At 35.8% G+C, this 24,217-nt stretch carries 27 protein-coding genes; 5 read left to right on the plus strand and 22 right to left on the minus strand.

Annotated features, from left to right (window positions below; genetic code table 11):
* Both JOD29_RS19360 and JOD29_RS19365 read left to right on the plus strand, forming a co-directional pair.
* The coding region (locus tag JOD29_RS19360; RefSeq protein ID WP_205101742.1) for a hypothetical protein at positions 1-184 on the plus strand (184 nt) is incomplete at its 5' end.
* A 113-nt stretch (positions 185-297) separates the two neighbouring features.
* Positions 298-948, plus strand: coding sequence for a hypothetical protein (locus JOD29_RS19365; protein ID WP_124766211.1), 651 nt, complete (start codon positions 298-300; stop codon positions 946-948).
* Between the two features lie 99 nt (positions 949-1,047).
* Here the strand turns inward: JOD29_RS19365 and JOD29_RS19370 are convergent, their stop codons facing one another.
* A complete protein-coding gene (locus JOD29_RS19370) occupies positions 1,048-1,719 on the minus strand; it encodes a KinB-signaling pathway activation protein (RefSeq protein WP_124766210.1) in 672 nt (223 codons plus the stop codon).
* Between the two features lie 153 nt (positions 1,720-1,872).
* On the opposite strand from JOD29_RS19370, the gene gerD reads away from it, so the two are divergent.
* On the plus strand, positions 1,873-2,499 hold the full coding sequence (gene gerD, locus JOD29_RS19375) for a spore germination lipoprotein GerD (RefSeq protein ID WP_124766209.1): 627 nt from the start codon (positions 1,873-1,875) through the stop codon (positions 2,497-2,499).
* 63 nt (positions 2,500-2,562) lie between these two features.
* On the opposite strand, the gene JOD29_RS19380 is transcribed toward gerD, so the two are convergent.
* The 6 genes from JOD29_RS19380 to JOD29_RS19405 form a co-directional block, all read right to left on the minus strand.
* Positions 2,563-3,621: an Mrp/NBP35 family ATP-binding protein gene (locus JOD29_RS19380; protein ID WP_124766208.1), complete on the minus strand. Its 1,059-nt coding sequence runs from the start codon at positions 3,619-3,621 to the stop codon at positions 2,563-2,565.
* A 95-nt stretch (positions 3,622-3,716) separates the two neighbouring features.
* Positions 3,717-4,565, minus strand: a complete 849-nt coding sequence (locus JOD29_RS19385) for a glycerophosphodiester phosphodiesterase (protein ID WP_124766207.1) — start codon at positions 4,563-4,565, stop codon at positions 3,717-3,719.
* Between the two features lie 304 nt (positions 4,566-4,869).
* Positions 4,870-5,583, minus strand: coding sequence for an N-acetylmuramoyl-L-alanine amidase CwlD (gene cwlD / locus JOD29_RS19390; RefSeq protein WP_124766216.1), 714 nt, complete (start codon positions 5,581-5,583; stop codon positions 4,870-4,872).
* A 123-nt stretch (positions 5,584-5,706) separates the two neighbouring features.
* Positions 5,707-7,527: an ABC transporter ATP-binding protein gene (locus JOD29_RS19395; protein ID WP_124766206.1), complete on the minus strand. Its 1,821-nt coding sequence runs from the start codon at positions 7,525-7,527 to the stop codon at positions 5,707-5,709.
* Positions 7,520-9,259, minus strand: a complete 1,740-nt coding sequence (locus JOD29_RS19400; protein ID WP_124766205.1) for an ABC transporter ATP-binding protein — start codon at positions 9,257-9,259, stop codon at positions 7,520-7,522. Before JOD29_RS19400 ends, JOD29_RS19395 begins: the two co-directional genes overlap by 8 nt.
* A gap of 33 nt (positions 9,260-9,292) precedes the next feature.
* The gene (locus JOD29_RS19405; RefSeq protein WP_239585824.1) at positions 9,293-9,598 is read right to left on the minus strand and encodes a 2-keto-3-deoxygluconate kinase; all 306 of its coding nucleotides are present in this window, start codon (positions 9,596-9,598) and stop codon (positions 9,293-9,295) included.
* Between the two features lie 158 nt (positions 9,599-9,756).
* Here JOD29_RS19405 and JOD29_RS19410 point away from each other — a divergent pair, with 158 nt between their 5' ends.
* The gene (locus JOD29_RS19410; protein WP_124766204.1) at positions 9,757-10,611 is read left to right on the plus strand and encodes a carbon-nitrogen hydrolase family protein; all 855 of its coding nucleotides are present in this window, start codon (positions 9,757-9,759) and stop codon (positions 10,609-10,611) included.
* A gap of 25 nt (positions 10,612-10,636) precedes the next feature.
* A complete protein-coding gene (locus JOD29_RS19415) occupies positions 10,637-11,299 on the plus strand; it encodes a GNAT family N-acetyltransferase (protein WP_240033625.1) in 663 nt (220 codons plus the stop codon).
* Positions 11,300-11,366: 67 nt separating this feature from the next.
* On the opposite strand, the gene JOD29_RS19420 is transcribed toward JOD29_RS19415, so the two are convergent.
* The 15 genes from JOD29_RS19420 to JOD29_RS19490 form a co-directional block, all read right to left on the minus strand.
* Positions 11,367-12,041, minus strand: a complete 675-nt coding sequence (locus JOD29_RS19420) for an SOS response-associated peptidase (RefSeq protein WP_124766203.1) — start codon at positions 12,039-12,041, stop codon at positions 11,367-11,369.
* A 1-nt stretch (position 12,042) separates the two neighbouring features.
* Positions 12,043-12,534 (minus strand): hypothetical protein, encoded by a 492-nt coding sequence (locus JOD29_RS19425; protein WP_124766202.1) that lies wholly within the window; start codon positions 12,532-12,534, stop codon positions 12,043-12,045.
* A 408-nt stretch (positions 12,535-12,942) separates the two neighbouring features.
* Entirely contained in the window at positions 12,943-13,203 is a 261-nt protein-coding gene (locus tag JOD29_RS19430; RefSeq protein WP_124766201.1) for an alpha/beta-type small acid-soluble spore protein, read from the minus strand.
* A gap of 217 nt (positions 13,204-13,420) precedes the next feature.
* Positions 13,421-14,713 carry a CitMHS family transporter gene (locus tag JOD29_RS19435; protein WP_124766200.1) on the minus strand — a complete coding sequence of 431 codons (1,293 nt, stop codon included), beginning with the start codon at positions 14,711-14,713 and terminating at the stop codon, positions 13,421-13,423.
* 474 nt (positions 14,714-15,187) lie between these two features.
* Entirely contained in the window at positions 15,188-16,147 is a 960-nt protein-coding gene (locus JOD29_RS19440; protein WP_192894242.1) for a tripartite tricarboxylate transporter substrate binding protein, read from the minus strand.
* 42 nt (positions 16,148-16,189) lie between these two features.
* Entirely contained in the window at positions 16,190-16,867 is a 678-nt protein-coding gene (locus tag JOD29_RS19445) for a response regulator (RefSeq protein WP_124766199.1), read from the minus strand.
* A 24-nt stretch (positions 16,868-16,891) separates the two neighbouring features.
* Positions 16,892-18,484, minus strand: coding sequence for an ATP-binding protein (locus JOD29_RS19450; protein ID WP_124766198.1), 1,593 nt, complete (start codon positions 18,482-18,484; stop codon positions 16,892-16,894).
* Between the two features lie 198 nt (positions 18,485-18,682).
* Complete coding sequence (gene rpsI, locus JOD29_RS19455) at positions 18,683-19,075, minus strand: 30S ribosomal protein S9 (protein ID WP_124766197.1); 393 nt, start codon at positions 19,073-19,075, stop codon at positions 18,683-18,685.
* Positions 19,076-19,097: 22 nt separating this feature from the next.
* On the minus strand, positions 19,098-19,535 hold the full coding sequence (rplM, locus tag JOD29_RS19460; protein WP_124766196.1) for a 50S ribosomal protein L13: 438 nt from the start codon (positions 19,533-19,535) through the stop codon (positions 19,098-19,100).
* 236 nt (positions 19,536-19,771) lie between these two features.
* A complete protein-coding gene (gene truA / locus JOD29_RS19465; protein ID WP_124766195.1) occupies positions 19,772-20,512 on the minus strand; it encodes a tRNA pseudouridine(38-40) synthase TruA in 741 nt (246 codons plus the stop codon).
* 25 nt (positions 20,513-20,537) lie between these two features.
* Entirely contained in the window at positions 20,538-21,335 is a 798-nt protein-coding gene (locus JOD29_RS19470) for an energy-coupling factor transporter transmembrane component T family protein (protein WP_124766194.1), read from the minus strand.
* On the minus strand, positions 21,332-22,204 hold the full coding sequence (locus tag JOD29_RS19475) for an energy-coupling factor ABC transporter ATP-binding protein (RefSeq protein WP_124766193.1): 873 nt from the start codon (positions 22,202-22,204) through the stop codon (positions 21,332-21,334). The genes JOD29_RS19470 and JOD29_RS19475 overlap by 4 nt, the downstream gene beginning before the upstream one ends.
* Positions 22,180-23,025: an energy-coupling factor ABC transporter ATP-binding protein gene (locus JOD29_RS19480; RefSeq protein ID WP_124766192.1), complete on the minus strand. Its 846-nt coding sequence runs from the start codon at positions 23,023-23,025 to the stop codon at positions 22,180-22,182. Before JOD29_RS19480 ends, JOD29_RS19475 begins: the two co-directional genes overlap by 25 nt.
* 593 nt (positions 23,026-23,618) lie before the next feature.
* Positions 23,619-23,999 (minus strand): 50S ribosomal protein L17, encoded by a 381-nt coding sequence (rplQ, locus tag JOD29_RS19485; RefSeq protein ID WP_124766191.1) that lies wholly within the window; start codon positions 23,997-23,999, stop codon positions 23,619-23,621.
* A gap of 48 nt (positions 24,000-24,047) precedes the next feature.
* A partial coding sequence (locus tag JOD29_RS19490) for a DNA-directed RNA polymerase subunit alpha C-terminal domain-containing protein (protein WP_275579669.1) occupies positions 24,048-24,217 on the minus strand: 170 nt, incomplete at its 5' end.

Here is a 24,217-nt window from a genome sequence, read left to right on the forward strand (position 1 = left end):
GCCAGCGTTCGTCCTGAGCCAGGATCAAACTCTCCATAAAAGAAAATTTGATAAAGCTCAAATTTTAGCTGGCATCAATTTTGATGTCCAAAATTCTGTTTCTTATTTAAAAGAAACGTTTATTTCATTAACGTTTTGTTGTTCAGTTTTCAAGGTTCATGTCTGTTTTTGTCGTTTTATGTAACAGCGACTTTTTTATAATAGCACCATTTATTCATGAAAGTCAACATGATTTCATAAGTTTTTATGAGAATCTAATTTTTCATTAATAAAAATCGTCTATAAAGGGGAAAATAAATGATCCGTAAAACGTTAATAACACTGATTTTAGCCCTCATAGTCACTTTTTTCTTCTATCCGCAAAAGAATTCGATTATTTCTGTATTTAAAATGTCTGATGAACCAGTTGTCATATCGAAAGGTCATTATGGACAATCTTTAATTGTCGAGATCTCTTTTTCGCACGATGGGTTAAAGGAATGGCTTCAGTCCTTAAAACAACCCTACCCATTACTTATGTTAGATGCGAATTGGATTGACCGCTCGCCAGAAATGGTGGAATTAATAAAACAAAAAAATATTACGGTGGGGCTGCTTGGTGGACAAGGCAAACAAGACTATACATTTAAGTCCTTTAAAAAGGACCTTTCAATTTATGAAAAGCATTTTGAAAGTAAACCACTATGGTTTATGACTTCAGACTACGAATATCCTGGTGAATTACAAAAGGGCGTTTTTAATGAGGAGATTAATTTACTCTCCCCAACTTTTATCCTTTCAAAAGACGATGCATTTCCAAATACAAAAGGTGCTATTATCTCATTGAAGTTAAATGAAAAATCACATCTTAAGTTTGACGAATTAAATGAGCTTCTTAAAAAACAAAAGTTTATATCTATTGAGGAAAATATTTTTGGTTACTCAATTAAATCTAAAAAATTGCCTTAAATAAATATAACATGTTCTATTTTTTCAGCTTACTTTATGTCAAGAAAAGCTATTACCAGGTATAAATCACTTGGTAATAGCTTTTTTACATCCTTACTTCTATGCTCGTTTCGCTATTTGGCGTGCTTTTCTTCGCTCTTCTAACTTTTTACGATCTTCTTCGGATTTTTCATTATATTTAGGTAATGCTAATAATTGATACGCATTAACCGCCAATAACGGGAACAGTAATAGTGCTACATATGTATCGATATTACCTTGTCTACCCATTAAAGCGATAATCCATTCTAGTGATGTGATGACAATCATAAAGAATATGGATGAAATTAATATATGTTTCTTTCCAGTCATTTTCACTTTTTTCATTGCTGTTGCAATAGAGGCAGCTATTAATACGATTAATAATGCTCCATAAAATAGCCAATCCTTAAAAGATTCGGCTCCTGGTGCGAATCGGAAAATAACCAAATCCACAAGAAGTATAATAATTAACAATACTTGAACCCAATTCCATAATGTTAAAGTTTTAAATATGTTAATTCCTACTTGATGTAATGTTAGATAACCAAAATAACCAGCTTGTGCGATTACACTCATTGTAAACCCTAACAAAATCATCCATAAAAAGGCTGCAATAAATTCACCAATTTCACCTGATGCCAAGTAAGGTTGGAAAAAGTTCCAGCGAATGATTAATCCAAAAACTCCAGTTACGCCTCCACCTATTATCATACACATTATAAAAAATTTAACCCAATTGCGTATTGTCACGACAAAATGTCCTCCATCTTAGATATCAATTAGTTATATTCTAACAATCGACACATAAAAAAGCTAATCCGCGTTACAATCGCATACATATTATGAGCAAGAATGTGAACAATAATTGAAAGAGAGCCTTTAAGAAAGGACTGAGATAAATTTATGTTAAATCGTTTATCAACCATATTACTCGCCGTCTTATTACTTGCTAGTTGTTCCGATGCCCCTACTGCCACTCCGTCTTACGATGAGATGAAAAAAATTGTAATCGATGCTATCCAAACAGAGGAAGGTAAAAACTCACTTCGAAAATTATTGGAAGATCCATCTATACGTGATCTAGTTGTATTAGAACATGATGAAGTTCAAAAGGCTATTAGTGATACTTTATTATCAAAAGACGCGGAAGAGTTTTGGAAGAAGCAGTTTCAAGATCCTAAATTTAAAGAAGAACTTGCTAAGAGTATGAAGGATCAGCAAACTGAAATTATGAAAGCACTCATAAAAGATTCGTCCTACCAAGAAGATTTAGTTAAATTTTTTGGCCAATCAGATATGCAAAAAGAGCTTGAGACTGTTTTAAAAAGTGCAAAACTAAGAAAGCAAATGGAAGAAGTCGTTATGGAAACAATTGAAAATCCACTCCTACAAACAAAGTGGCAAGAGCTAATTAAGAAGAGTGGTGAAGCTTCATCTGAAACTGGCAAAGAAAGTGGTGGCGGTGATTCTGGCGGCGAAAGTGGTGGCGGTGATTCCGGTGGTGGCAGTGAAAGTAGTAGTGGAGGCTAACGTTTATTTTCAACAAAATACACTTAAAAGCGGATTGCATGCATTTTGCAATCCGCTTTTCTTTTATTTCGCTAGTTTTTCGATTACTTTTTGTGCGATTTCTAAATAAGTTTTACCTGTTGGATGGTCTTCAGCGTAAACAGATGGAGCGAAGTCTTCTTCAGTCCAATCAGGTTGTCCAAGTGGAATTTGACCTAATAGCTCAGTACGTAACTCATCTGCTAGTTTTGGACCTCCACCTTTACCAAATACGTATTCACGCTCGCCTGTTGTTTTGGATTCGAACCAAGCCATGTTCTCGATTACTCCAAGAATATCGTGATTTGTTTGTAATGCCATTGAACCAGCACGAGCCGCAACAAAAGCAGCAGTTGGGTGTGGTGTTGTAACAATAATTTCTTTTGAAGTAGGTAACATTTGGTGAATATCAAGTGCTACGTCCCCAGTACCTGGTGGTAAATCTAATAGTAAGTAATCAATTTCTCCCCATTCTACATCGCGGAAGAATTGGTCTAACACTTTCCCTAACATCGGTCCACGCCAAACAATTGGAGCATTGTTTTCAACGAAGAATCCCATTGAGATTACTTTTACTCCTTTACGTTCAACAGGGTATATGCGCTCATCTTTTACAACCGGCATGTCTTGCACGCCCATCATATCTGGTACACTAAAACCATATATATCGGCATCAATTAACCCGACTTTTTTACCTTGGCGAGCTAAAGCTACAGCTAAGTTAACTGATACTGTAGATTTCCCTACGCCACCTTTACCTGAAGCAATCGCAATCACTTGGACTGTTGATAAAGGGGAAAGTAAATCATGCGTCTCTGTAACTGTTGCTTTACTTCTAAAACTTTCTAGTACTTCCGGTGCTAACTCTTCAAAGCGTATTCCTACAGTAGCAGCACCTGCTTCTTTAAGCGCTTCCACAATTTTCATTTGTAATGGCATTTGCTCAGGTGTATTTGTCTTAGCAATGGCAACTCTTACACTAACGTGGTTCTTTTCTTCTTTTACAGAAATACTAACAATTCCGTTAGTTTCCTCTAACGATCTATGTAAAAATGGATCTTGTATTTGTCCTAATACTTCACGGACCTTTTGTTCATTTATCACTTAAAACACTCCCCTATTCTAAATTCCAATGTTAGTATATCACTTTATTCAAATGTTTTAACTACTTTGCACTTACCGTTAAAAGTTGGACTAGACTATCTGTTTAAAAGCTCTTTTGTATAAGTAATGTTATCCGTAAAATATCCATCTATATTTAGTTCTTTCATCCGCTTTTGCTCGTCCAACATGGTTTTCGGATTATTAAAAAATACATGTATCTCTTTCCCAACTTTATGCAGTGCATTGACAATATTTATAGTCACATCTGACGATTCAATTCCAACTGCTTCGTATGGAACTGTTAACGCTTTTTCTAAATCAAATTTACCTTTTCTAAATAACAATGTTAAGGGTACCTGTGGAGCAAGGCTTGAAACCCTTTCTAAGCTTTCCTCTGAAAAGGATTGGATAAGTACTTTATTATTCACTATCAATTGGTAAGTATTCAATAATTCAATCATCGGCTTTTCCATTATTGTTTCACCATTCACAAGACGAGTTTCAATATAATAACTTTGAGTTCCACCAAATTTCTTTAAAACCTCTTCCAAAGTTGGAATTTCCTCTTTCAATACCTTTTTATTAAATTCACCCTCTGTCGAAAATGACTTTACTTCTTCTAAGGTAAGGTCACTTACTTTACCCGAACCATTAGTTGTTCGGTCAATCGTTGCATCATGCATCACGATTAACGCGCCATCCTTTGTCATCCGTAAATCTAATTCAAGGGCATCTACCTTGTCATTGGCAGCTATCTCGTAGGAGGATAGAGTACTTTCATTAAAGCGGTCTTTTGCCCCACGGTGTGCAAAAATCTTTGGAGACATTTCAATTGCTGGTTCCGCTTCTATTTCCCGCGAACCAAGAAGCAGAATAACTCCTATCATTAATACAATCACAACTCCAACACCATAATTTAATTTGCCAGAATGCATTTTTACCATTCACACACACTCCATCCTTTACTTACTTATTTTAGTTTTACCAGTTTTTTAATTTTACTATCTAGAAAAAGAAAGAGAATAAAGCAATTGAAATCGCCCTATTCTCTATTATTTAGCGTTTAATTAAGCTTATTCTCCAAGAGCCGCATTAGCCAGTTCGATGACTGCATTAAATTTAAAATAAAAAAACCATTCACAAAATTCGTGAATGGTTTAGGATATATATCATTTATTAATAGTGATAGTAAAAAATTACGGTTAATTTAAGTGACTATTAATTCCTTTTAAGCTAAGAAACAAAGCATCACTCATATTCCATATTTACGTAATTTTCAATTCCTTCTACAATTGCGTCTGCCATTTTATCTTGATATTTTTCATCTGATAACAATGAACGTTCTTCTGGATTACTTAAGAAACCTGTTTCCACAAGCACAGCAGGCACTTCCGCTTTCTTTAATAAGTAAATTTGTTTAATAGCCAAAGCTTCTCGCTCTGTATTTTCTAATGTTTCCTTAATAGATGCTTGAATTGATTTTGCCAACGGTTCACTATCAGCGTGTCCATCCTTATGGTAAAAGACTTGAGCCCCTCTCCATTTTTCCTCTGGAATAGCGTTAGCATGAATTGTTATAAAAATATCTGGCTTGTTTGTTTTTACTATGTTTTCACGTAGAAAAATATCTTGTTTTTTACGCTCACGCAAAGTTGGGAATTCCTCATTTGGGGCATGCTCGGCTAGAACATCTCCATCAGTTGTACGCGTCATGACAACTTCTGCCCCTAAACGTTTTAACTGATGTTCAACCTTCTCTGAAATTGCTAGAGTAACATCTTTTTCAATCACATTTTCTGCCGAAGCCCCGCCATCAATCCCCCCATGACCCGCATCCAGAACAATCTTAACGCCACCTAATGGCTCTGGTAAAAAGAAACGTCTGTCAGAAGCGCTTGTTTCATAAATAACCACAATCACACAACAAATCAAAATAACTATTAGTGCAATCCACCGTTTCAAAAATACTACACCGCCTTTTGCAACCTTTTGCACTACTATACGCTCCAAATTGGACTAGTATGCGTAAACTACAAAGACGTTTTAAAATGTAATTTCTAATTTTTAAATCAAGAGATGGACTAATTATTGAACCTGTAGTTGTTGCTGTAGGGAGGCATAAAAACCATTATTTTTCATCAATTTATCGTGATTTCCTTGTTCTAGAATTGCTCCATCTTTAATGACAAGGATTTGATCTGCATTTTCAATAGTTTTTAAACGATGGGCAATGACAAAACTCGTACGGCCTTGCATCAAATTATTTAATCCTTTTTGTATTTGGACCTCAGTCATTGTATCTACACTGGAAGTTGCTTCATCTAAAATCAGAATATCTGGGTCTTCGATAATCGCTCGGGCTATCGCTATTAACTGACGCTGACCTTGACTCAAGTTCATCCCACCCGAACTAAGCATCGTATCATACTTTTGTGGTAGGTATTTTATAAAACTATGTGCATAAGCAATTTTAGCCGCGCGTTCAACCTCTTCATCTGTCGCATCTAACTTCCCATAACGAATGTTTTCACGAACCGTTCCAGAGAACAAATACGTATCTTGAAGAACAACACCTATATGATCACGTAAGTTTTCCATTTTATATTGATTAATCTCATTACCATCGATTAGTATCTCTCCACTCATTGCATCATAAAAGCGATTAAGCAATTGTATAATCGTTGTTTTACCAGATCCTGTAGGCCCAACTAATGCAATGGTTTCACCAGCTTTTGCACGAAATGAGATATTTTTCAGTACTGGTTTATCCTTTTGATAATAAAAATCAACATTTCTAAATTCAACTTCTCCATCATAATGATTTTTTGTGATGGCATCCGGTACGTCTGCAACCTCATTTTGCTCATCTAAGATTTCAAAAACACGTTCTGCTCCAGCGATTGCTGATTGGAATGTATTTAGTAAGTTAGACAATTGGTTAATTGGTCTGAAAAACTGTCTTGTATAAGTAACGAAGGAAGCAATCACTCCAATTGATACACCGACATTCCCAACTACCATTAATGCACCAACACCGATGACTAACGCAATACCTAAGTTATTAATAAAGTTATTAACTGGACCGAGGAAGCCAGATGCAATATCTGCACTTAAAGCAGAAGCTCGTAGTTTTTCATTTGCTTTTTTAAATTGCTCAATTGTTTGCATTTCTTTCCCAAATAACGTTGTAATATTTGAGTTGGAAATTGTTTCTTCAATGTAACCATTTAAATTTCCTAAATCTTTTTGGCGCATGACAAAATTTTTACTACTGCGTTTAATAATTTGTTTCGTCGACCAAACAATGATTGGAATAACAAGTAACGTCACTACCGCTAACACCCAATTCAAATAAAACATTGCAATTCCAGTTCCTACTACGGTTAAGATGGTAGACACAATTTGAATAACGCTTTGTGAAAGGGCGGCATTTAAATTTTCAACATCATTTGTCATACGACTCATTAAATCACCCTGTTGTCGCTTATCAAAAATTGATAACGGAAGTGATTGGAACTTCTCAAAAAGATGTTGGCGTAATTGTTGAATTGTTTTTTGTGACACTCGAATCATTACGTATGTTTGTAGCCATGTAAATACTGCAGAAATTATATAAATCGCTGCTAGAATTAACACCATACGAATCGTTCCATCAATATCTAGCTTTAAAATATGTTCATCAATAATCAAACCAATGAATAATGGTCCGATTAAACTTAATATCGATGACACAATCACAAAGAATACAGAGCTGACAATGCCGATTCGTTGATTTTTCAAATACGACCAAATTCGCAAGAGCGTCGCTTTTTGATTTTTTGCTTTTTCTGCAGGTCCGTTAAATCTTGGTCCTGGATGTCTTCCTAGGGAGGGAGGTCCAACTTGTCTTCCTGTTGGTTTATTCATGTAAAGTCCCTCCCCTTACCAATTGTGTTGAAACAATATCTTGATAGGTTGTATTTGTTTCAAGCAACTCTTCATGCGTTCCTTGCCCTACAATACATCCATCCTCTAATACTAAAATTTGATCAGCATGTCGAATAGATGAAATTTTTGATGAAACAATAAACTTCGTACTTTCTTTAAAATTTTCTGTAATTGCCCTTTGAATGCGCTTTTCAGAGATGCTATCAACAGCAGACGTTGTATCATCCAGAATTAGAATAGCCGGCTTACGGATAAAGGCACGGGCCATTGCAAGTCGTTGTTTTTGACCTCCCGAAAGATTTGTAGCACCTTGGGTAATCAAATATTGCTCTTGTTCATCCAATTTCTCAACAAATTCGTAGGCACAAGAGGATTCTAATGCCTCGATTAAATCCTCTGTTGTTGCCTCATCGTTTCCGTATTTCACGTTTTCTTCGATTGTTCGAGAAAATAATGTTGCCTTTTGAGGTGCAAATCCAATTTCCCCGCGTAATGTTTCTAAATCATATTGATAAATAGGTCGACCATCTATTTTAATAAGCCCTTGGTCAGTGTCATACATTCGAGGAATCAAATTTACGATGGTAGACTTCCCACTCCCAGTCATCCCAATAATTCCAATTGTTTCTCCTGAATTTACTTTAAAGGAGATGTTCTTTAAAACGGCTTCATTTTGTTTATTATAGGCAAAATGAACATTTTCAAATTCAACTGTTCCTTTGATAGACGATTTCACAGGAGATTCGCTATTTGTAATCTCTGGCTTTTCTTCAAGAACTGCAACAATGCGCTTTGCACTCGGTACTGCCCGCGCAATTTGCATGAGTACATTGGAAGAACTCATTAATCCTCCCATTATCATCATTAAATAATTGATAAATGCGATAATAACTCCGACTTCAATGCTTTCATTTTCTACTTTAAAGGCACCCATCCATAGGGCTGCAATAATACCCATGTTTACAACAAAAGCAGTTAGGGGCATTAAAATCCCTATAATTTGATCGGCAGTAATATTTCGCTTCATCAATTTTTCATTTACTGATCTGAATTGATCAATTTGATGGTCTTTGCGATTATATGCCTTAATGACACGGATCCCTGCTAAATTTTCTTGCACCCGCGTGTTAACCGCATCCACCGCTTCTTGCACTTTTAAAAATAACTTCCCTGATATTTTGGTGAAAAAATAGATGGAAAATGCTAAGATCGGTACGACAACTAATAAAATCGGAAATAACTCACGTGCCGTAAGAAATACAATTACAATAGCACCAAGAAATGTTAGTGGCCCTCTGACGAAAACCTTTAATAACATTGTTAGTGCCCTTTGTAGCATTTCTACATCACTCGTTATGTTGGTAATGAGTTTCCCAAGTGTAAAATGGTCCTTATTACTATTTGAAAAGTAAGTAATGGTTTCATACAAATCTTGACGAATATCTGCTGCAAAGTTAACCGCTGTTTTTGAGGCATAAATAGAACAAACTGCTCCGCCTAGCAAACCTAAAAATGCACATAGTACAGTCAATCCAAACATTTTAATAATATAGCTTGTATTGTCTTGTGCAATCCCATAATCAATAATGTGTTGCATAATTGTCGGTTGAACCAAATCCATCCCAACTTCTAGCACCATCATTAAAGGGGCAATAATTGCGAAGACCATATATGGTTTTATATATTTCTTTAAGGATAATACAGCCTGCATGGTGTACCTTCTTTCTATAGATACAAATCTTTACTAATCTTTCTTTTCACAACCAGAATGAGAAATTTCATCTAACTCGAAGGCGGCTTTAAAATCATTCATGATTGCTTCAGTTGCCTTCAATTCACCCGCTATCACAGTTTGAATAGATTGGAATTCAGGAGATTCTAATTGTTGCCTGAGTGTATCCCGTTTAACTAATAATTTTTCATAAAATGCAAGTGCTCTTCCACGTCTGAAGGTTTTCGCTCCTCGCTCTCCTCTACCACGTCGTTCATGAGGAGTTCTCTCACTTGAATACTCCTCATTAGACATTTGCTCATTTAAGTCTCTTTTCATTATTCAGTCACCTCTAGTATACAATTGTATACACCGGTATACGAATTTACAATTTATTTTTTAGAATTTTACAGATGATTTTAACATTTACTTGGTAGTATGGAGCAATCTTTCCTTATAATATAATTATCGAAAAAATTAGAAAAAGAGGGTTGTTTATGAAGTTACGAGTTTCAGCAGTTCAGTACCATTTACACACAATTCATTCATTTGAGGAATTTGTAGAACAATGCGAGCATTATATTAAGGCGGCCTTAGAATTTGACACAGAGTTTATTTTATTCCCAGAGTTTTTTACAACTCAATTACTGTCCATAAAAGAAAACGGGAGAACGTTAACTATTAATGACTTACCAAGTTTTACAGAAAAGTATCACCAAGCTTTTACTACATTTGCCAAGAAGTATAATGTGCATATTATTGCTGGGACACATGTGGTAGAAGTAGGAGGTCATTTACGTAACACCGCCCATCTTTTCTATCCTGATGGAAAAATTGGAACACAAGCAAAACTTCATATTACCCCTACAGAAGTACACGAATGGAATATGTCTAAGGGGGAAGGGTTAGAAATCTTTGAAACTGAGAAAGGGAAAATTGCCATTCTCACATGTTACGATATTGAATTCCCTGAAATCGTACGTATGGCTAAAGCAAAAGGGGCTGATGTTATTTTCTGTCCTTCATGTACAGATGATCGTCATGGATTCCACCGTGTTCGCTATACAAGTCATGCCCGTGCAATCGAGAACCAAGTGTATGTCGTCTTAACTGGCACAATCGGGGCTCTTCCGACTGTTGACTTTATGCGTGCAAATTTTGGGCAAGCAGCTATTATCACACCAAATGACGTTCCTTTCCCTCCTAAAGGTTTATTAGCTGAAGGGGAAATCAATAATGATATGTTGATTACTGCTGATCTGGATTTGGAATTATTATATCAAGTACGAGAAAAAGGCTCTGTTACTACTTGGCGTGACAGACGTGTTGATTTATATACTGATTGGGAGTAAGTCAATTGGCGAGGAGGAGACATGGGTGTATCGAAGTGAACAGCTGTTATTTGATAAAGGAAAACCAGTTTCAATAATCATCCGGAATTATACTGCAAATGACTTTGGTGAAATGATTGACATACAGTCCGAATGCTTTCCCCCTCCTTTCCCTTCTGAATTATGGTGGAATAAAGAACAATTAACGAATCATGTCACGTTGTTTCCAGAAGGAGCTCTATGCGTAGAGGTTGACGGGAAATTAGCCGGTTCCTTAACAGGCGTTTGTGTCGATTTTGACCCTACACATCCATCACATACTTGGGCTGAAATAACTGACGAAGGCTATATAACTAACCATCAACCTAAGGGAAATACTTTATATATTGTTGATATTAGTGTTCGTCCATCATATCGGTCACTAGGACTAGGAAAAATTATGATGCAGTCGATGTATCAAGTTGTCATAGAAAGGGGGTTGGACCGATTACTTGGGGGTAGTCGAATGCCTGGGTACCACAAACATGCAAATCAACTAAAAGCAGATGATTACCTAAAAGCAGTCTTGTCTGGACAGTTGAAAGATCCCGTCATTACCTTTTTACTTAAATGTGGTAGACTTCCTATCGCTGTTATTGAAAATTACTTAGATGATGAAGAGTCGTTGAATTACGGGGTATTAATGGAGTGGAAGAATCCTTTTAAATAGGGCTTTCTCCACGATCGTAATAGGGCTCTCTTCTCAAAATAAGAAGAGAGTTCCTAATTTTTAATTCCTAACCGACTTTTTCAATTAACTCCCTCGAGTTATTCTTAGGAGAATTTACTAGATCCGATACCTCATATACTGTCATTTCATCTACTGGAAATGGAACCAATAATGACTTCAGTTGGTCACGCTCTTTCACACGTGGGTCTAACCATAATGCTTGCTGTTCTTTCGATAAAATAACAGGCATCCGGTCGTGTATATTTGCCATTAATGCATTAGGTTCTGTTGTTAAAATTGTACATGTGTGAATCGCTTGTCCTGAAGGTGAAAGCCACGTATCCCATAGACCAGCTACTGCAAACAAAGAATCATCCTTCATTTTTATACGCATCGGTCTTTTCGTCTTACCTTCTCGTTTCCATTCATAAAATGAGTCCATTGGGATAATACAGCGTCGTTGATAAAATGATTTTTTAAAGCTAGGTTTTTCATCTACCGTTTCTGCGCGAGCATTAATCATTTTCGAAGCCATCTTTTCGTCCTTTGCCCAGGATGGAACCAACCCCCATTTTAGAAAACCCATTCGATTCTTTGTGCCGTCATTAATAATGGAGATTATTTGGTGTGTTGGGGCAATGTTATAACTTTCATGATATAACGCTTCATCAAATGCCTGTTGGATCTCAAAATGTTCGATTAGTTTCTCAAATGTTGTAAACAACGTAAACCTACCACACATATTAACCACCCTTTTTGTTGAGTATTTTTACTCTGTCCTTTCTTGCCATCAAACTACTAATAAGTAAGCATAGGAGAATTACAGCAATAAAAGTCCATATATTAAAGAAGACTGCATTAGAATTAATCGAGAGCATTGGTACATTATCCACTTCGCTATAAATAGGATGCACCTCTTTCAGTAATACGACCATCTGTTTTGCTTTAATCCAAGTTATTATAGAAATTATAGCTATACCCAGTAAACTGACGATTGAGATGATTGCCATTTTCTTTACGTCTAGTTTATTAAACATCCATTGATAGCCGTAAATAATCGTCAGGACCATAAAAAACAGTATAAAAGGCATCCCAAAAACAACCGGTATGATTCCTAGGTTACCATTTCCCCCTACATAAGCCTCAGGTGGTATTGTTGAATAATTCGTGAGGGCAAACGCTAAAATTGAACAAAGTATACAAGTTAAGTAAATACTTAAATAAAGATACCTCATATCTCTCTCTTCTCCTTTTACTCCATTTTCATTTACACTTATTAAAAGAGACGCTATTCACCAATAATCGGTACCAAAATAAATTAAAGGAATTTGCTAGTCATGACAACAGTTCCAAAAAAAGGCCACTTATCGGTAGCCCAATGACTAAGGATAAAGCTTTATATGTACAAAAATGCTCTTTCTTTAAAATACTCCTTCAGATTTGTCCATCCCTTCTTTTCCTAGAACCTATGTAATGTAATAATTTAAAGAGTATTCATTTAGTGCCTTTGCTTATCTTTGACCGAACTAGAACAAAACGTGTTAACACAAATCTTCATTACAGTTTTGCACAAAAAAACCCTCAACCATATAGTTGAGAGTAATCATAACGAACTATTAGAACTCGGACTCGCCATTAAAGCACTATTGGTTTTTATTTAAGTTCTCTTGCGCCATTCTGACAAGTTCTTTCACCATATTACCACCTAATTTACCGCCAACTTTACCAGCTTGTTCAGATGTAAGTTTTCCGTTATATCCTTCTTTTAGTGGAACTCCTACTTCTTCAGCAATTTCAAATTTTGCTTGTTCCGGATTCGTTGTGCCGGCTATTTTTGCCTTTAATTGGTCAAGCCCTTCACGAGCCTCTGGAACTAAAATTTTATTTCGATTTCTTCGAGCCATGTAAATCCCTCCTTTAATTTTATATTGTCCTAAAGTAGGGGAAAACATGTTTAATGATGTATTCTAATTAGAAATATCATCATTTATATCTACACTAAAATGTGATTACTTTAATTTTTAAAAAGATAGATGCGCAAGTTTCTTATGCACATCTACTTAACTTATTCGGTGTATATAAAATATGTTCTAATTATTATGTTTTATATATCTTATAGTATTAAAGAGGGAAAATCCCTAATACTACACAGATGATTATCATAACGAGTGTTGAGCCACATGCCCACTTTAAGAAGATACGTTGTAATTTACCAAAATCCTCTCCTACCATCCCTACTAATAGATAAGTAGATGGAACAAGCGGACTTAATAAGTGTACTGGCATTCCTAAAAGTGACGCTCTACCAATAAAAGCAGGATCAATGCCATATACTGCTCCTGCCTTAGCAAGTAACGGAAGTACTCCATAGTAAAAGGCATCATTGGACATAAAGAAAGTAAACGGTGCACTTAGTATAGCTGTTATGACAGCGAAGCGAGGACCTAATGCATCTGGAATATATTGAATAACAGAGTTTGCCATTGCATCTACCATCGAAGTCCCCGATAAAATTCCTGTAAAAATACCTGCTGCGAAAACCATTGAAACAACTGATAAAGCATTATCAGCATAATTCGCCACACGTTCTTTTTGTTCTTTTATATTTGGATAGTTTATAGTAATCGCAATTGCAAAACCAAGCATGAATAATGCAACTGGTGGCATTAACTCTGAGATTAATGCTACTAACAGAGCAATCGTTAAAACATAGTTAAAGATAATTAATTTTGGACGTTTTAAATAATCATCCTCTACTGTAGCTGCCATCTGAGCAATCGCTTGATAGTCAACTTCTGCTACACCAATTCTCTTTCTTTCCTGTCTTCCAAACATAAATGCCATAAACAGAACAAAGAGAGCGCCTCCAATCATCGCAGGAATTACTGGTGTGAAAACTTCGGACATCTCAAGATTCAAAGCCGTCATAACCCTTGCAGTTGGTCCTCCCCAAGGTAAAAGATTCATTACACCTGAAGCTGAAACCGCAATACCTGCTAAGACAATTGGTCTCATGCCAATTCGTTTATAAAGTGGCAAAAATGCAGAAATTGTAATCATATATGTAGTCGTACCATCGCCATCTAAAGAAATGATAAGAGCTAAAATTGCTGTTCCAACAGCAATTTTTACAGGATCCCCTTTTACAAACTTAAGAATCGTATTAATGATTGGATCAAATACTCCTGCATCAATTAAAATGCCAAAGAATAGAATTGCAAATAAAATCATGATACCTGTTGGTGCTACACTTTTAATCCCATCCAACATCATAGGACCCATTTCACTACCGAACCCACCCATTATTGCAAAAACGATTGGAACAATGATTAAAGCAATCATTGCCGAAAGTCGACCTGTCATGATTAAAATCATAAATACTATTATCATTGCAAAGCCTAAAATTGCTAGCATAATACTCCCCCCCAATTGCTTAATAAAAATTATTTACTATATTCAATAAATAAATAATTTTTAGAATATTACGCCCTATAATAAAGTACTTTCGAGCAAATGTAATCGTTTTCAAATTAATATTTATTAATTTCTTTGAATCTATTTCGTACATTTTGTTCACGAAAAGTATTAGATGCAAATAAGAGGGAACTTACATTATTTTTACTGTTCTCTTCAATTCTTTATGATGAGATATCTATCTGTCAAACTTACTTTTTAGAAAAAAAGAAGAGGCTAACCTTCGATTATGTATTTCCTCTCTACCATCTTGAATGGCGCGGTTGAGAGGTTAACACATATGTCTCAAAAGTCAACCTAAGTAAAATTTTATTGAATATCTATATCTAAAAATGATCGTTAATAACAGCTGATACCCTCACGAGGATTACTTCAAATATACACTTGCCTACTTGTCCAATATTTAATGTCTTCTTAATATAATCCCATTAGTTTTTCATATTTCCTATTTTCCTCATCAAGAAATTGAGAAGTTTCTCTGCTATTCATATAAAAGTCTTCCCACATATACTTTTCTAAAGTTTGCTTCCATTCTTCAGTTTCTACCATTTTTGCAAAAGTCCGATCCCAGAACTCGATTTCATCCTTCGACATATTAGGAGGCCCCATAATACCACGCCAATGTTTAAATACTATCCCAATTCCTTCTTCTGCCCATGTAGGGATTTCCGGAAGCTCTTTTAATCTTTCATCAGATGAGATTACTAGCAGTTTCACTTGATTTAAATCATAATATTTTTTTGCCTCCGATAGAGTCATCGTAGCAACATCTATTTGATTTTTTAATAGTGCTTCAACTACTTGTCCACTATTTTCATATACAAAAAAATCAAGTTCTTCAGGCTGTATTCCAGCTTGTTTACTCGCTAATACAAATGAAATCTGATCATCATTACCTAATCTTGGAGAGACACCTATTTTATAAGCATGAGGTGTTTCTTTCAATTTTTCCATTAAGCTTTTGGCACTGTTAATTTTTGAATCCTTCGAAACAATTACAACATTCCATTCAGTAGCCAAAGTAGCGATAGGTGTAAAATCTTTATAGGTTAACTTACTTTGACCTAACAAATGATTGGTAATGAGCAAACTTGAGTTCATAGCTAATACATGCTTATCTTGTTGTTTTGTATATTTCCACCCTAACTCTCCACCTGCACCAATTTTATTCAGTACATAAATATCCTCATCTATTATATTTTCCGTTTTTAAAATATCCTGTATCGCCCTCGCTGTTTTGTCCCATCCTCCACCAAAAGAGCTCGGAGCAATAATTGTTACTGTATCAGTAATCGCATCTTGCCCCTCTTCTTTTGTACAACCGATACAAAGCATGACAACAACCGTGAAAACGACGATTATTTTTATTCGCATTGTTCATACCTCGATTACATTTTGATGTTCATATGTACCTTGTTATGAATTGTAATAATATTTTCTTTCAGGTCTTCCTACAACTCCATACTCATGTTTTGCTCTACAAACATCAATCGAAACTAGATACTCTAAATACCTTCTTGCAGTTGTTCGAGAAGCCCCAATCTTTTCGCCCATTTCTTCGATGGAAATACCACCATCAAGTTCTTCCATTACCCTTTTCACTTTGTCTAAAGTATGACGGTCAACACCTGAAGGGAGATCTTTTTGACTTACTGTTGATTGATTGGCGTTTCCAAAGTATCGATCAATCAATGTTTGGTCTACCTCATTACTATGACTTAGTAGTTTTTTCTTCCTTTTATAATCTTCAACGGCTTCTACAAACTTCTCCATTGTTACTGGCTTTAATAGATAGTTAGTTACACCATATCTAACAGCAGTCTCTAGCATCGTTTTTTCTGTTGCAGCAGTCACCATAATAATATCGATTGTCGGATAGTTCCCTCTAATTTTTGATAACAAATTTGTCCCTAATTCATCAGGCATATAGATATCTAGAAAAAGCAAATCAACTTCATTCTCGCTTAGTATTTCCATTGTCTCTTTTGCATTTAGCGCCTTATCAACAACCTCTACCCCTGGCACCTTTTGTAAAAATTGTTCTTGCACTTGTGCAATTCGAAAGTCATCTTCTGCAATGACAACCTTAATCATTTTATCCCTCTCCTTACTTCATACCTATACCTTTTTGGGAAGATATATCGTAAAAATGGCCCCTCCATTTTCTCCATTATTGACTTCAATCATCCCATTTAAGGATTCTACAATGTGTTTTACATTAAATAAACCATATCCTCTATTTTTCCCTTTTGAAGAATAACCTATAGAAAATAAGGAATCTAACAAGTCCTCAGGAATTCCTTTTCCATTATCAGTAACTTCTATGATAATATCGTTACCAATTCCCGTAATTGAAAAACTAACCTTTTTTTCCTGCTGAAGCGCGATTGCATCAAATGCATTATCAATAAGATTACCAATGATTGTAATGATATCTGTTACTTCTATGTGACTCGGTAAAGGATCTACATAACTATTTGCATCAATTTCTAAAGTAATTTTCTTTTCTGATGCTTTTCCCAGTTTTCCTAATAAGATTGCTTGAACATTTATATCATGAATTTGATTAAATAATATTCGGTTTTGATGCTGATGAATGGTAGATTCTTTTTGGATAAATTCAAATGCATCCTGATATCTTTCTAATTGTATTAACCCTGATAATAAGTATAATTTATTTGCGTACTCATGTGTTTGTGCACGAAGCCCCTCTGAATATTCACGAACCTCTGAAATTGTATCAATTAGCTTTTTTAGTTCTGTTTTATCGCGGAAACTAGATACTACACCCACTACGTCTTCACTTTCAATTATTGGTATAAAGTTAAAGATAAAAACTTTATCACTAATTACTACCTCAGCATTATGAATGGATTTACCCTTTTGTAACACATCATCTATTTTTATATTTGAGAGGACAAATTGGATGTGTTGACCGATAAAATCCTCCCTCGAAAGATTTAACATAGACTTTGCAGAATGATTTATTAAAGTTAATAAACCATTTCGATCGAAAGCAATAATGCCTTCTTTAACTGATAAAAGAATCGCACTTCTTTCTTTATATAATGAGGAAATTTCATGTGGCTCAAGCCCCATTGTATCTTTCCTAATGCTTTTGGATAGAAATATACCACCTATGATTCCTAAAATTAAAACGATTAATGAGGCAATGAGAATCGTCTTAATTCTGCTATAAATATTTTGGTATATATCTTTTTTTAAAAACTCAACTGAAACTGTTCCAACGACATGAGTATATTCTCCATTGTCTTCAATTATGGGAACCTTCCCAATTAGAACGCCCCCCCTCTCTCGTTCCACTTCAAAGTTATTGGAACCTCCAAAAATTAACGCATGTTTATTTGTATGGTCAAAATTTTCCTTACCAACTTGACCTGGATTCGTATGGGAATAAATAATCTCTTCCCAATTTTCAATGATGATATTTTCTGCATTTACCTGATCTATTACCTGTTCAGCAATTGGACGAAAACGAGTCTCTAATTCATTTCCCTTAATTGATTCTTTTAGTTCTGGCATAAGAGAAATGGTCAAAGCTGATTGTAATGCTAATTGTTTTACTTGAGCCTTTGCATCAGTATATTGCATGTATGCAAATATACTTGCGAGAAGAAAAACAATGAAAAGTATTAGCGTACTAATTAGTCCTAATATTTTTGTTTGCAATGGAATCCTTTTTTTGTTCATATATTTAACCCTTTTAACAAAGTGTATTTCGTTCCTAATTACCAATCTTTACACAACTCATTTTAGAGTATACCACCTCTGTAAACTTAAAAAATATTCATATTTCCTTCGGGGGTCAACAAACAACAGTTTTATTACAACTTTTAGGCATAAAAAAAACCTCCAACCAAAATGGTTGGAGGTTTTGTATGCCCAAAATTAACGTTTTGAGAACTGAGGCGCACGACGAGCACCTTTAAGACCGTATTTTTTACGTTCTTTCATACGTGGGTCACGAGTTAGTAAACCTGCAGATTTAAGTGCTGGACGGAAATCTGGGTCAACTTGTAGTAAAGCACGAGCGATACCATGACGGATTGCTCCAGCTTGACCTGTGAATCCACCACCGTTTACGTTTACAAATACATCATAGCTACCTTTAGTTTGAGTTGCATCTAATGGTTGGTTGATGATTAAGTGTAAAGTTTCGAATGGTAGGTAGTCTTCGATGTTACGGTTGTTGATAACAATTTTACCTTCGCCTGGTACTAAACGTACGCGAGCTACTGAGCTTTTACGGCGACCTGTGCCGATATATTGAACTTGTGCCAAGGGTATATCCTCCTCTAATTAATTATCCGCGAAGCGTATAGCTTTCTGGTTTTTGTGCTGCATGTGGATGTTCTGCTCCTGCATAAACATTTAGTTTACCGAACATTTTGCGACCTAAAGAGTTTTTAGGAAGCATCCCTTTAACTGCTAATTCGATCATTTGTGTTGGGTATTTTTCTTTCATTTCGCCAGCTGTACGTGTTTTTAAACCACCAGCAAATTGAGTGTGACGGTAATAAATTTTACCTTCTAATTTGTTACCTGTTAAGTGAATTTTGTCAGCGTTGATTACGATAACGTAATCACCTGTGTCTACGTTTGGTGTGAATGTTGGTTTATGTTTACCGCGTAAGATAGCAGCTACTTCAGAAGCTAAACGTCCAAGAGTTTGGCCTTCTGCGTCTACTACTAACCATTTACGCTCTACTTCGTGACCTTTAGCCATGAATGTTGTACGCATTTATATGTCCTCCTAATCGATTCAATTACCGTTATTTTTCATTATTATACACTTATAAGTTTCGGGGCTTATTTAGTGGTGGTAATGAAAATACCATATGTCATCTTATAATAATTTACAAGGGAAGTCAAGAAAAAAGATAAAACACCTGGAGAAGTTGACTACTTATTTCAAAGAAGAGTCCACATCCAATTAGAGCCCCAAATTAAGGCTTACAAGCGTTTTAAAATTCGGCATTAGTAAAATACCTTTTCAAGGTATAAACCATGTGCTGGGGCTGTTTTCCCAGACTTTGAGCGGTCTTTAGCATCAATGATTGACTTTAAACTACTTGCCTCACGTTTTCCTATTCCGACATCCCAAAGTGTCCCCGCAATGATTCTAACCATGTTATAGAGGAAACCCTTACCTTCAATTATCATATGTAATTCTTCACCATGCCACTCAAAGTCTAATGAATGAACTGTTCTTACTTTATCAACCACACTTGTATTTGCCGCACAAAAACTAGAAAAGTCATAAGTGCCTACAATAAATTGAGCTGCTCTATTCATTTCCTCCACATTTGGCTTAACACCGTTAGTTTCAACTGCATAATGTCTTCGGAAGGGGCTTTGAATTAGCTCTGTACTCCATATGTAGCGATATCGTTTTCCTGTTACACTAAAACGCGCATGGAAATCATCTGATACCTCTTCAACATTTAAAACCCGTATATCACGTGGTAATTGAACATTAAGCGCCTTTTGATAACGATCTGGTGGAATAACTAAAGGTGTGTCAAAATGAATGACTTGTCCCGTTGCATGAACCCGAGCATCTGTGCGACCACTTGCAGTTACACTTATTTTATCCCCTTTATGCATTTTCATTAGTACCTGTTCTACTTCAAGTTGCACCGTTCTTTCTCCGGGTTGTACTTGATAGCCAGAAAACAATGTCCCATCGTAACTAATCGTTGCTTTTAAACGCTTCATTTTCAAATACCTTCTCCTTGCTCTTTTAACTGCGGTAAATAAATAGTAAAACAGCAAATAACACTAATGTTGCTAAACAAAGTGAGTCTTTCCAATCCCATTTTAACTGACGATATCTTGTACGTCCTTCACCACCACGATAACCTCGTACTTCCATGGCAGTTGCTAAATCTTCTGCACGTTTAAATGCACTTACAAACAGAGGAACTAGTAAAGGAACAACAGCTTTGATTCGATCTTTCATCGGTCCAGCACTTAAATCAGAACCCCGTGCCATTTGAGCCTTCATAATTTTATCTGTTTCATCCATCAAAGTTGGTATAAAACGAAGTGCAATTGACATCATCAATGCAAGTTCATGAACAGGCAACTTAACCTTCTTTAACGGATTTAAGAGCACTTCAATACCATCCGTAATTGAAATTGGTGATGTAGTTAAAGTCAAGATAGAAGTCATAAATACAAGAACTAAGAATCGAATGGAAATAAAGATCCCTTGTTTTAAACCCTCTTCATAAATTTTTAAGAAGCCAAGGTCTAAAATAACATCGCCTTCTCTTGTAAATAAAATATGAATTATAAACGTAAACACCAATAATAGAATGACTGGTTTTAAGCCATTAATTAAAAAATATAATCGAATACGAGATAGAAGTACCACAAGTAGGGTAAAAGCCAAAAGCAACGCATAAGTTACCGCATTATTTGCAAGAAAAACTATAATAATAAACGCAAAAACGAAAACAAGCTTTGACCGAGGATCTAACGTATGAACATACGAGTTCCCAGGAATATAACGACCAAAAATCATTTTTTCCATCATGACTGATCACGCCCCTCTCTTAACGCGTGGGCAATTTCCTCAGATAACTCTTCTTCAGTTAAGCAAATCTTCGATAGGTTTTGATTAATCATCTTTTCAATTTTACGTTGGAATTTCACAATACGCGGTAGCTCTAATCGGTAGCTTTCAAGTGTTTCACTATCAGCGAAAATCTCACGAGGTGTGCCACTTAATACACATCGCCCTTCATGCATAATTGATATGCGGTCTGCGTAACGTGCTGCATCTTCCATACTGTGGGTTACTAAAATTGTCGTTAATCCTCGTTCTTTATGGAGAGTGTAGAACATGTCCATTATTTCTTTCTGTCCACGAGGATCTAGCCCAGCAGTAGGTTCATCTAATACGATTACTTCAGGTTCCATTGCAAGCACGCCAGCAATCGCTACACGCCGCATTTGTCCACCCGATAGATCAAACGGTGACTTATCCAAAACATGCTCTGGTAGCCCTACCAGGTGTATTAAATCACGTGCCCTTTTCTCAGCTTCTTCCTCTGAAATACCAAAGTTCATCGGACCAAACATAATATCTTTTAAAACCGTTTCCTCAAACAGTTGATGTTCAGGGAACTGAAATACAATTCCTACCTTTTGGCGAACCGATTTTAACTCTTTCGCTTTCTTGCCAGCCTCTATTTTTCGATCTCCAATATGTACTTCACCTTTTGAAGGCTTTAGAAGACCATTAAAGTGCTGTAAGACCGTTGATTTTCCAGAGCCTGTATGTCCAATAATAGCCTGATAAGTTTTAGAAGGAATATCTAAGTCCACCTCAAATAAAGCAAACTTTTCAAATGGTGTTCCCATTGAATAAGCGTAACTTACTTGTTGAAGTTTGATGTCCATAAATCATTCACCAACTCTTCTTCTGTCATATGTTGTCCAACTAACTGAACACCTTCTGATTGCAATAAGTTTGTCATTCTTGTTGCAAATGGAAGTTCTAATCCGAACTCCACTAGTTTATCGCCTAAAGCAAATATTTCTTGAGGAGTACCTTCAGCATACTTTTTCCCAGCGTTCATAAATAAAATGCGATCAGCTAATAACGCTTCTTCTACATCATGTGTGATGGAAAGGACCGTTAATCCTATTTCATCACGTAGCGTTTGTACAGTTTGCAACACTTCTTCTCTTCCTTGGGGGTCAAGCATAGAAGTCGACTCATCGAGAATAAGAAGTTTGGGTCTCATTGCCAATGCTCCTGCAATAGCCACACGTTGTTTTTGACCACCTGATAAATGATGTGGTTCATGATTTAAGAAGTTATCCATTTTCACCTGTTTCAATGATAAATGTACTCTTTCAACCATATCTTCAAACGGTACACCATTATTTTCTAAAGCAAAAGCAACATCATCTTGAACTGTTGCTCCAACAAACTGATTATCTGGATTTTGGAAAACCATGCCGATGGATGAACGGGTTTCCCAAAGATTATCTTCTGTAAGGACATTTTGCATAACACGTATTTCCCCATCTTGCGGAAAAAGTAATCCACAAACAAGTTTCACTAATGTAGATTTACCAGAACCATTATGACCTACTATTGCAATCCATTCACCCTCATTTATAGAAAACGATACATTGTCTACTGCTTTTCTAGAATCTTTAATATCAGGTGTATAGGAAAAGCTCACATTGTTAAACGATAAAATTTCGTTCACTTTCTAGGCTCCTCTCTTCTCTATCTCTACTAATAAATTACACTGTTTTACAACACAACGCCACAAAATTCAAACTATTTAACGTTGTTATTTTATATAAAAAACTAAGATACGTTCTACATTGAAATAGTCGATTCATCTTATTATAGAAGTACACTACACATATTTTAGTTTTATATATAAATAAAAAAGTTGTTATAGCTAAGTGACGTATTTAGCATTTAACAACAAATTAAAGGTTTCGTATGTATAAAAATATATTAAAAATGTATAGATCTACCACTTTTAAAATAATAAAAAAGCGCGCACCTCATTCAGAGAAATGCGCTAAAATCACTACATTTAATAATAAGAACAACGGCTGCTCATTTCCGTGTCCTTGTGAATGAGGTGCGGAGAGCTAGACGAGACGCCGCACTAAAAGTGCTCGCTCATTATAACGCTCAAGCTTAATTATTGTCGTATAAATCATTATTAAAAAACATTATATTTGAAAAAAAGAGGGGTCAGATTCACCGATGAACCGACACCCTCTAGTGCCGTATGTTAAATTTGAAAGAGTAATTCATTCGAGAAAACTCGAGTGAATAGAATTAAACTAATTCAATTACAACTACAGGCGCACCGTCACCACGGCGAGGACCTACTTTAAGGATACGAGTGTAACCACCTTGACGATCTACATAACGTGGTGCAACATCATTAAATAATTTTTGAAGTGCAAATGAAGTTGATTCGTTACCTTCTTCGTCAGTTGTTGTTACTACTTCGCGACGGATAAATGCAGCCGCTTGACGACGAGCATGTAAATCTCCACGCTTACCTAAAGTAATCATTTTTTCAACAACAGAACGTAATTCTTTCGCACGTGCTTCAGTTGTTTCGATGCGTTCGTTAATGATTAAGTCAGTAGCTAAATCACGTAGTAACGCTTTACGTTGAGAACTTGTGCGTCCAAGTTTTCTGTAACCCATGGATGTTCCCTCCTTTATATTCAGATCTAGTTGAAAATGTTCACTAGCTTAGTCTTCTTTACGTAATCCTAAACCAAGCTCTTCTAATTTCGCTTTAACCTCTTCTAATGACTTACGACCAAGGTTACGAACTTTCATCATGTCATCTTCTGACTTATTAGCAAGCTCTAATACCGTATTGATACCAGCGCGTTTTAAGCAGTTATAAGAACGAACAG

Origin of the sequence: Lysinibacillus composti (assembly GCF_016908465.1) — a bacterium.
Taxonomy (GTDB): domain Bacteria; phylum Bacillota; class Bacilli; order Bacillales_A; family Planococcaceae; genus Ureibacillus; species Ureibacillus composti_A.

Excerpts from the sequence above, each read along its gene's own strand:
- JOD29_RS19385 (WP_124766207.1), bottom strand. The coding sequence starts at position 4,565 with ATGGTAAAAATGCATTCTGGCAAATTAAATTATGGTGTTGGAGTTGTG.
- JOD29_RS19425 (WP_124766202.1), bottom strand. The coding sequence starts at position 12,534 with ATGAGGTATCTTTATTTAAGTATTTACTTAACTTGTATACTTTGTTCA.
- gerD (WP_124766209.1), top strand. The coding sequence starts at position 1,873 with ATGTTAAATCGTTTATCAACCATATTACTCGCCGTCTTATTACTTGCT.
- JOD29_RS19435 (WP_124766200.1), bottom strand. The coding sequence starts at position 14,713 with ATGCTAGCAATTTTAGGCTTTGCAATGATAATAGTATTTATGATTTTA.
- JOD29_RS19420 (WP_124766203.1), bottom strand. The coding sequence starts at position 12,041 with ATGTGTGGTAGGTTTACGTTGTTTACAACATTTGAGAAACTAATCGAA.
- JOD29_RS19470 (WP_124766194.1), bottom strand. The coding sequence starts at position 21,335 with ATGATGGAAAAAATGATTTTTGGTCGTTATATTCCTGGGAACTCGTAT.
- JOD29_RS19395 (WP_124766206.1), bottom strand. The coding sequence starts at position 7,527 with ATGAATAAACCAACAGGAAGACAAGTTGGACCTCCCTCCCTAGGAAGA.
- JOD29_RS19445 (WP_124766199.1), bottom strand. The coding sequence starts at position 16,867 with ATGATTAAGGTTGTCATTGCAGAAGATGACTTTCGAATTGCACAAGTG.
- JOD29_RS19365 (WP_124766211.1), top strand. The coding sequence starts at position 298 with ATGATCCGTAAAACGTTAATAACACTGATTTTAGCCCTCATAGTCACT.
- JOD29_RS19440 (WP_192894242.1), bottom strand. The coding sequence starts at position 16,147 with ATGCGAATAAAAATAATCGTCGTTTTCACGGTTGTTGTCATGCTTTGT.
- JOD29_RS19450 (WP_124766198.1), bottom strand. The coding sequence starts at position 18,484 with ATGAACAAAAAAAGGATTCCATTGCAAACAAAAATATTAGGACTAATT.
- rplM (WP_124766196.1), bottom strand. The coding sequence starts at position 19,535 with ATGCGTACAACATTCATGGCTAAAGGTCACGAAGTAGAGCGTAAATGG.
- rplQ (WP_124766191.1), bottom strand. The coding sequence starts at position 23,999 with ATGGGTTACAGAAAACTTGGACGCACAAGTTCTCAACGTAAAGCGTTA.
- JOD29_RS19405 (WP_239585824.1), bottom strand. The coding sequence starts at position 9,598 with ATGAAAAGAGACTTAAATGAGCAAATGTCTAATGAGGAGTATTCAAGT.
- JOD29_RS19430 (WP_124766201.1), bottom strand. The coding sequence starts at position 13,203 with ATGGCTCGAAGAAATCGAAATAAAATTTTAGTTCCAGAGGCTCGTGAA.
- JOD29_RS19410 (WP_124766204.1), top strand. The coding sequence starts at position 9,757 with ATGAAGTTACGAGTTTCAGCAGTTCAGTACCATTTACACACAATTCAT.
- truA (WP_124766195.1), bottom strand. The coding sequence starts at position 20,512 with ATGAAGCGTTTAAAAGCAACGATTAGTTACGATGGGACATTGTTTTCT.
- JOD29_RS19400 (WP_124766205.1), bottom strand. The coding sequence starts at position 9,259 with ATGCAGGCTGTATTATCCTTAAAGAAATATATAAAACCATATATGGTC.
- JOD29_RS19475 (WP_124766193.1), bottom strand. The coding sequence starts at position 22,204 with ATGGACATCAAACTTCAACAAGTAAGTTACGCTTATTCAATGGGAACA.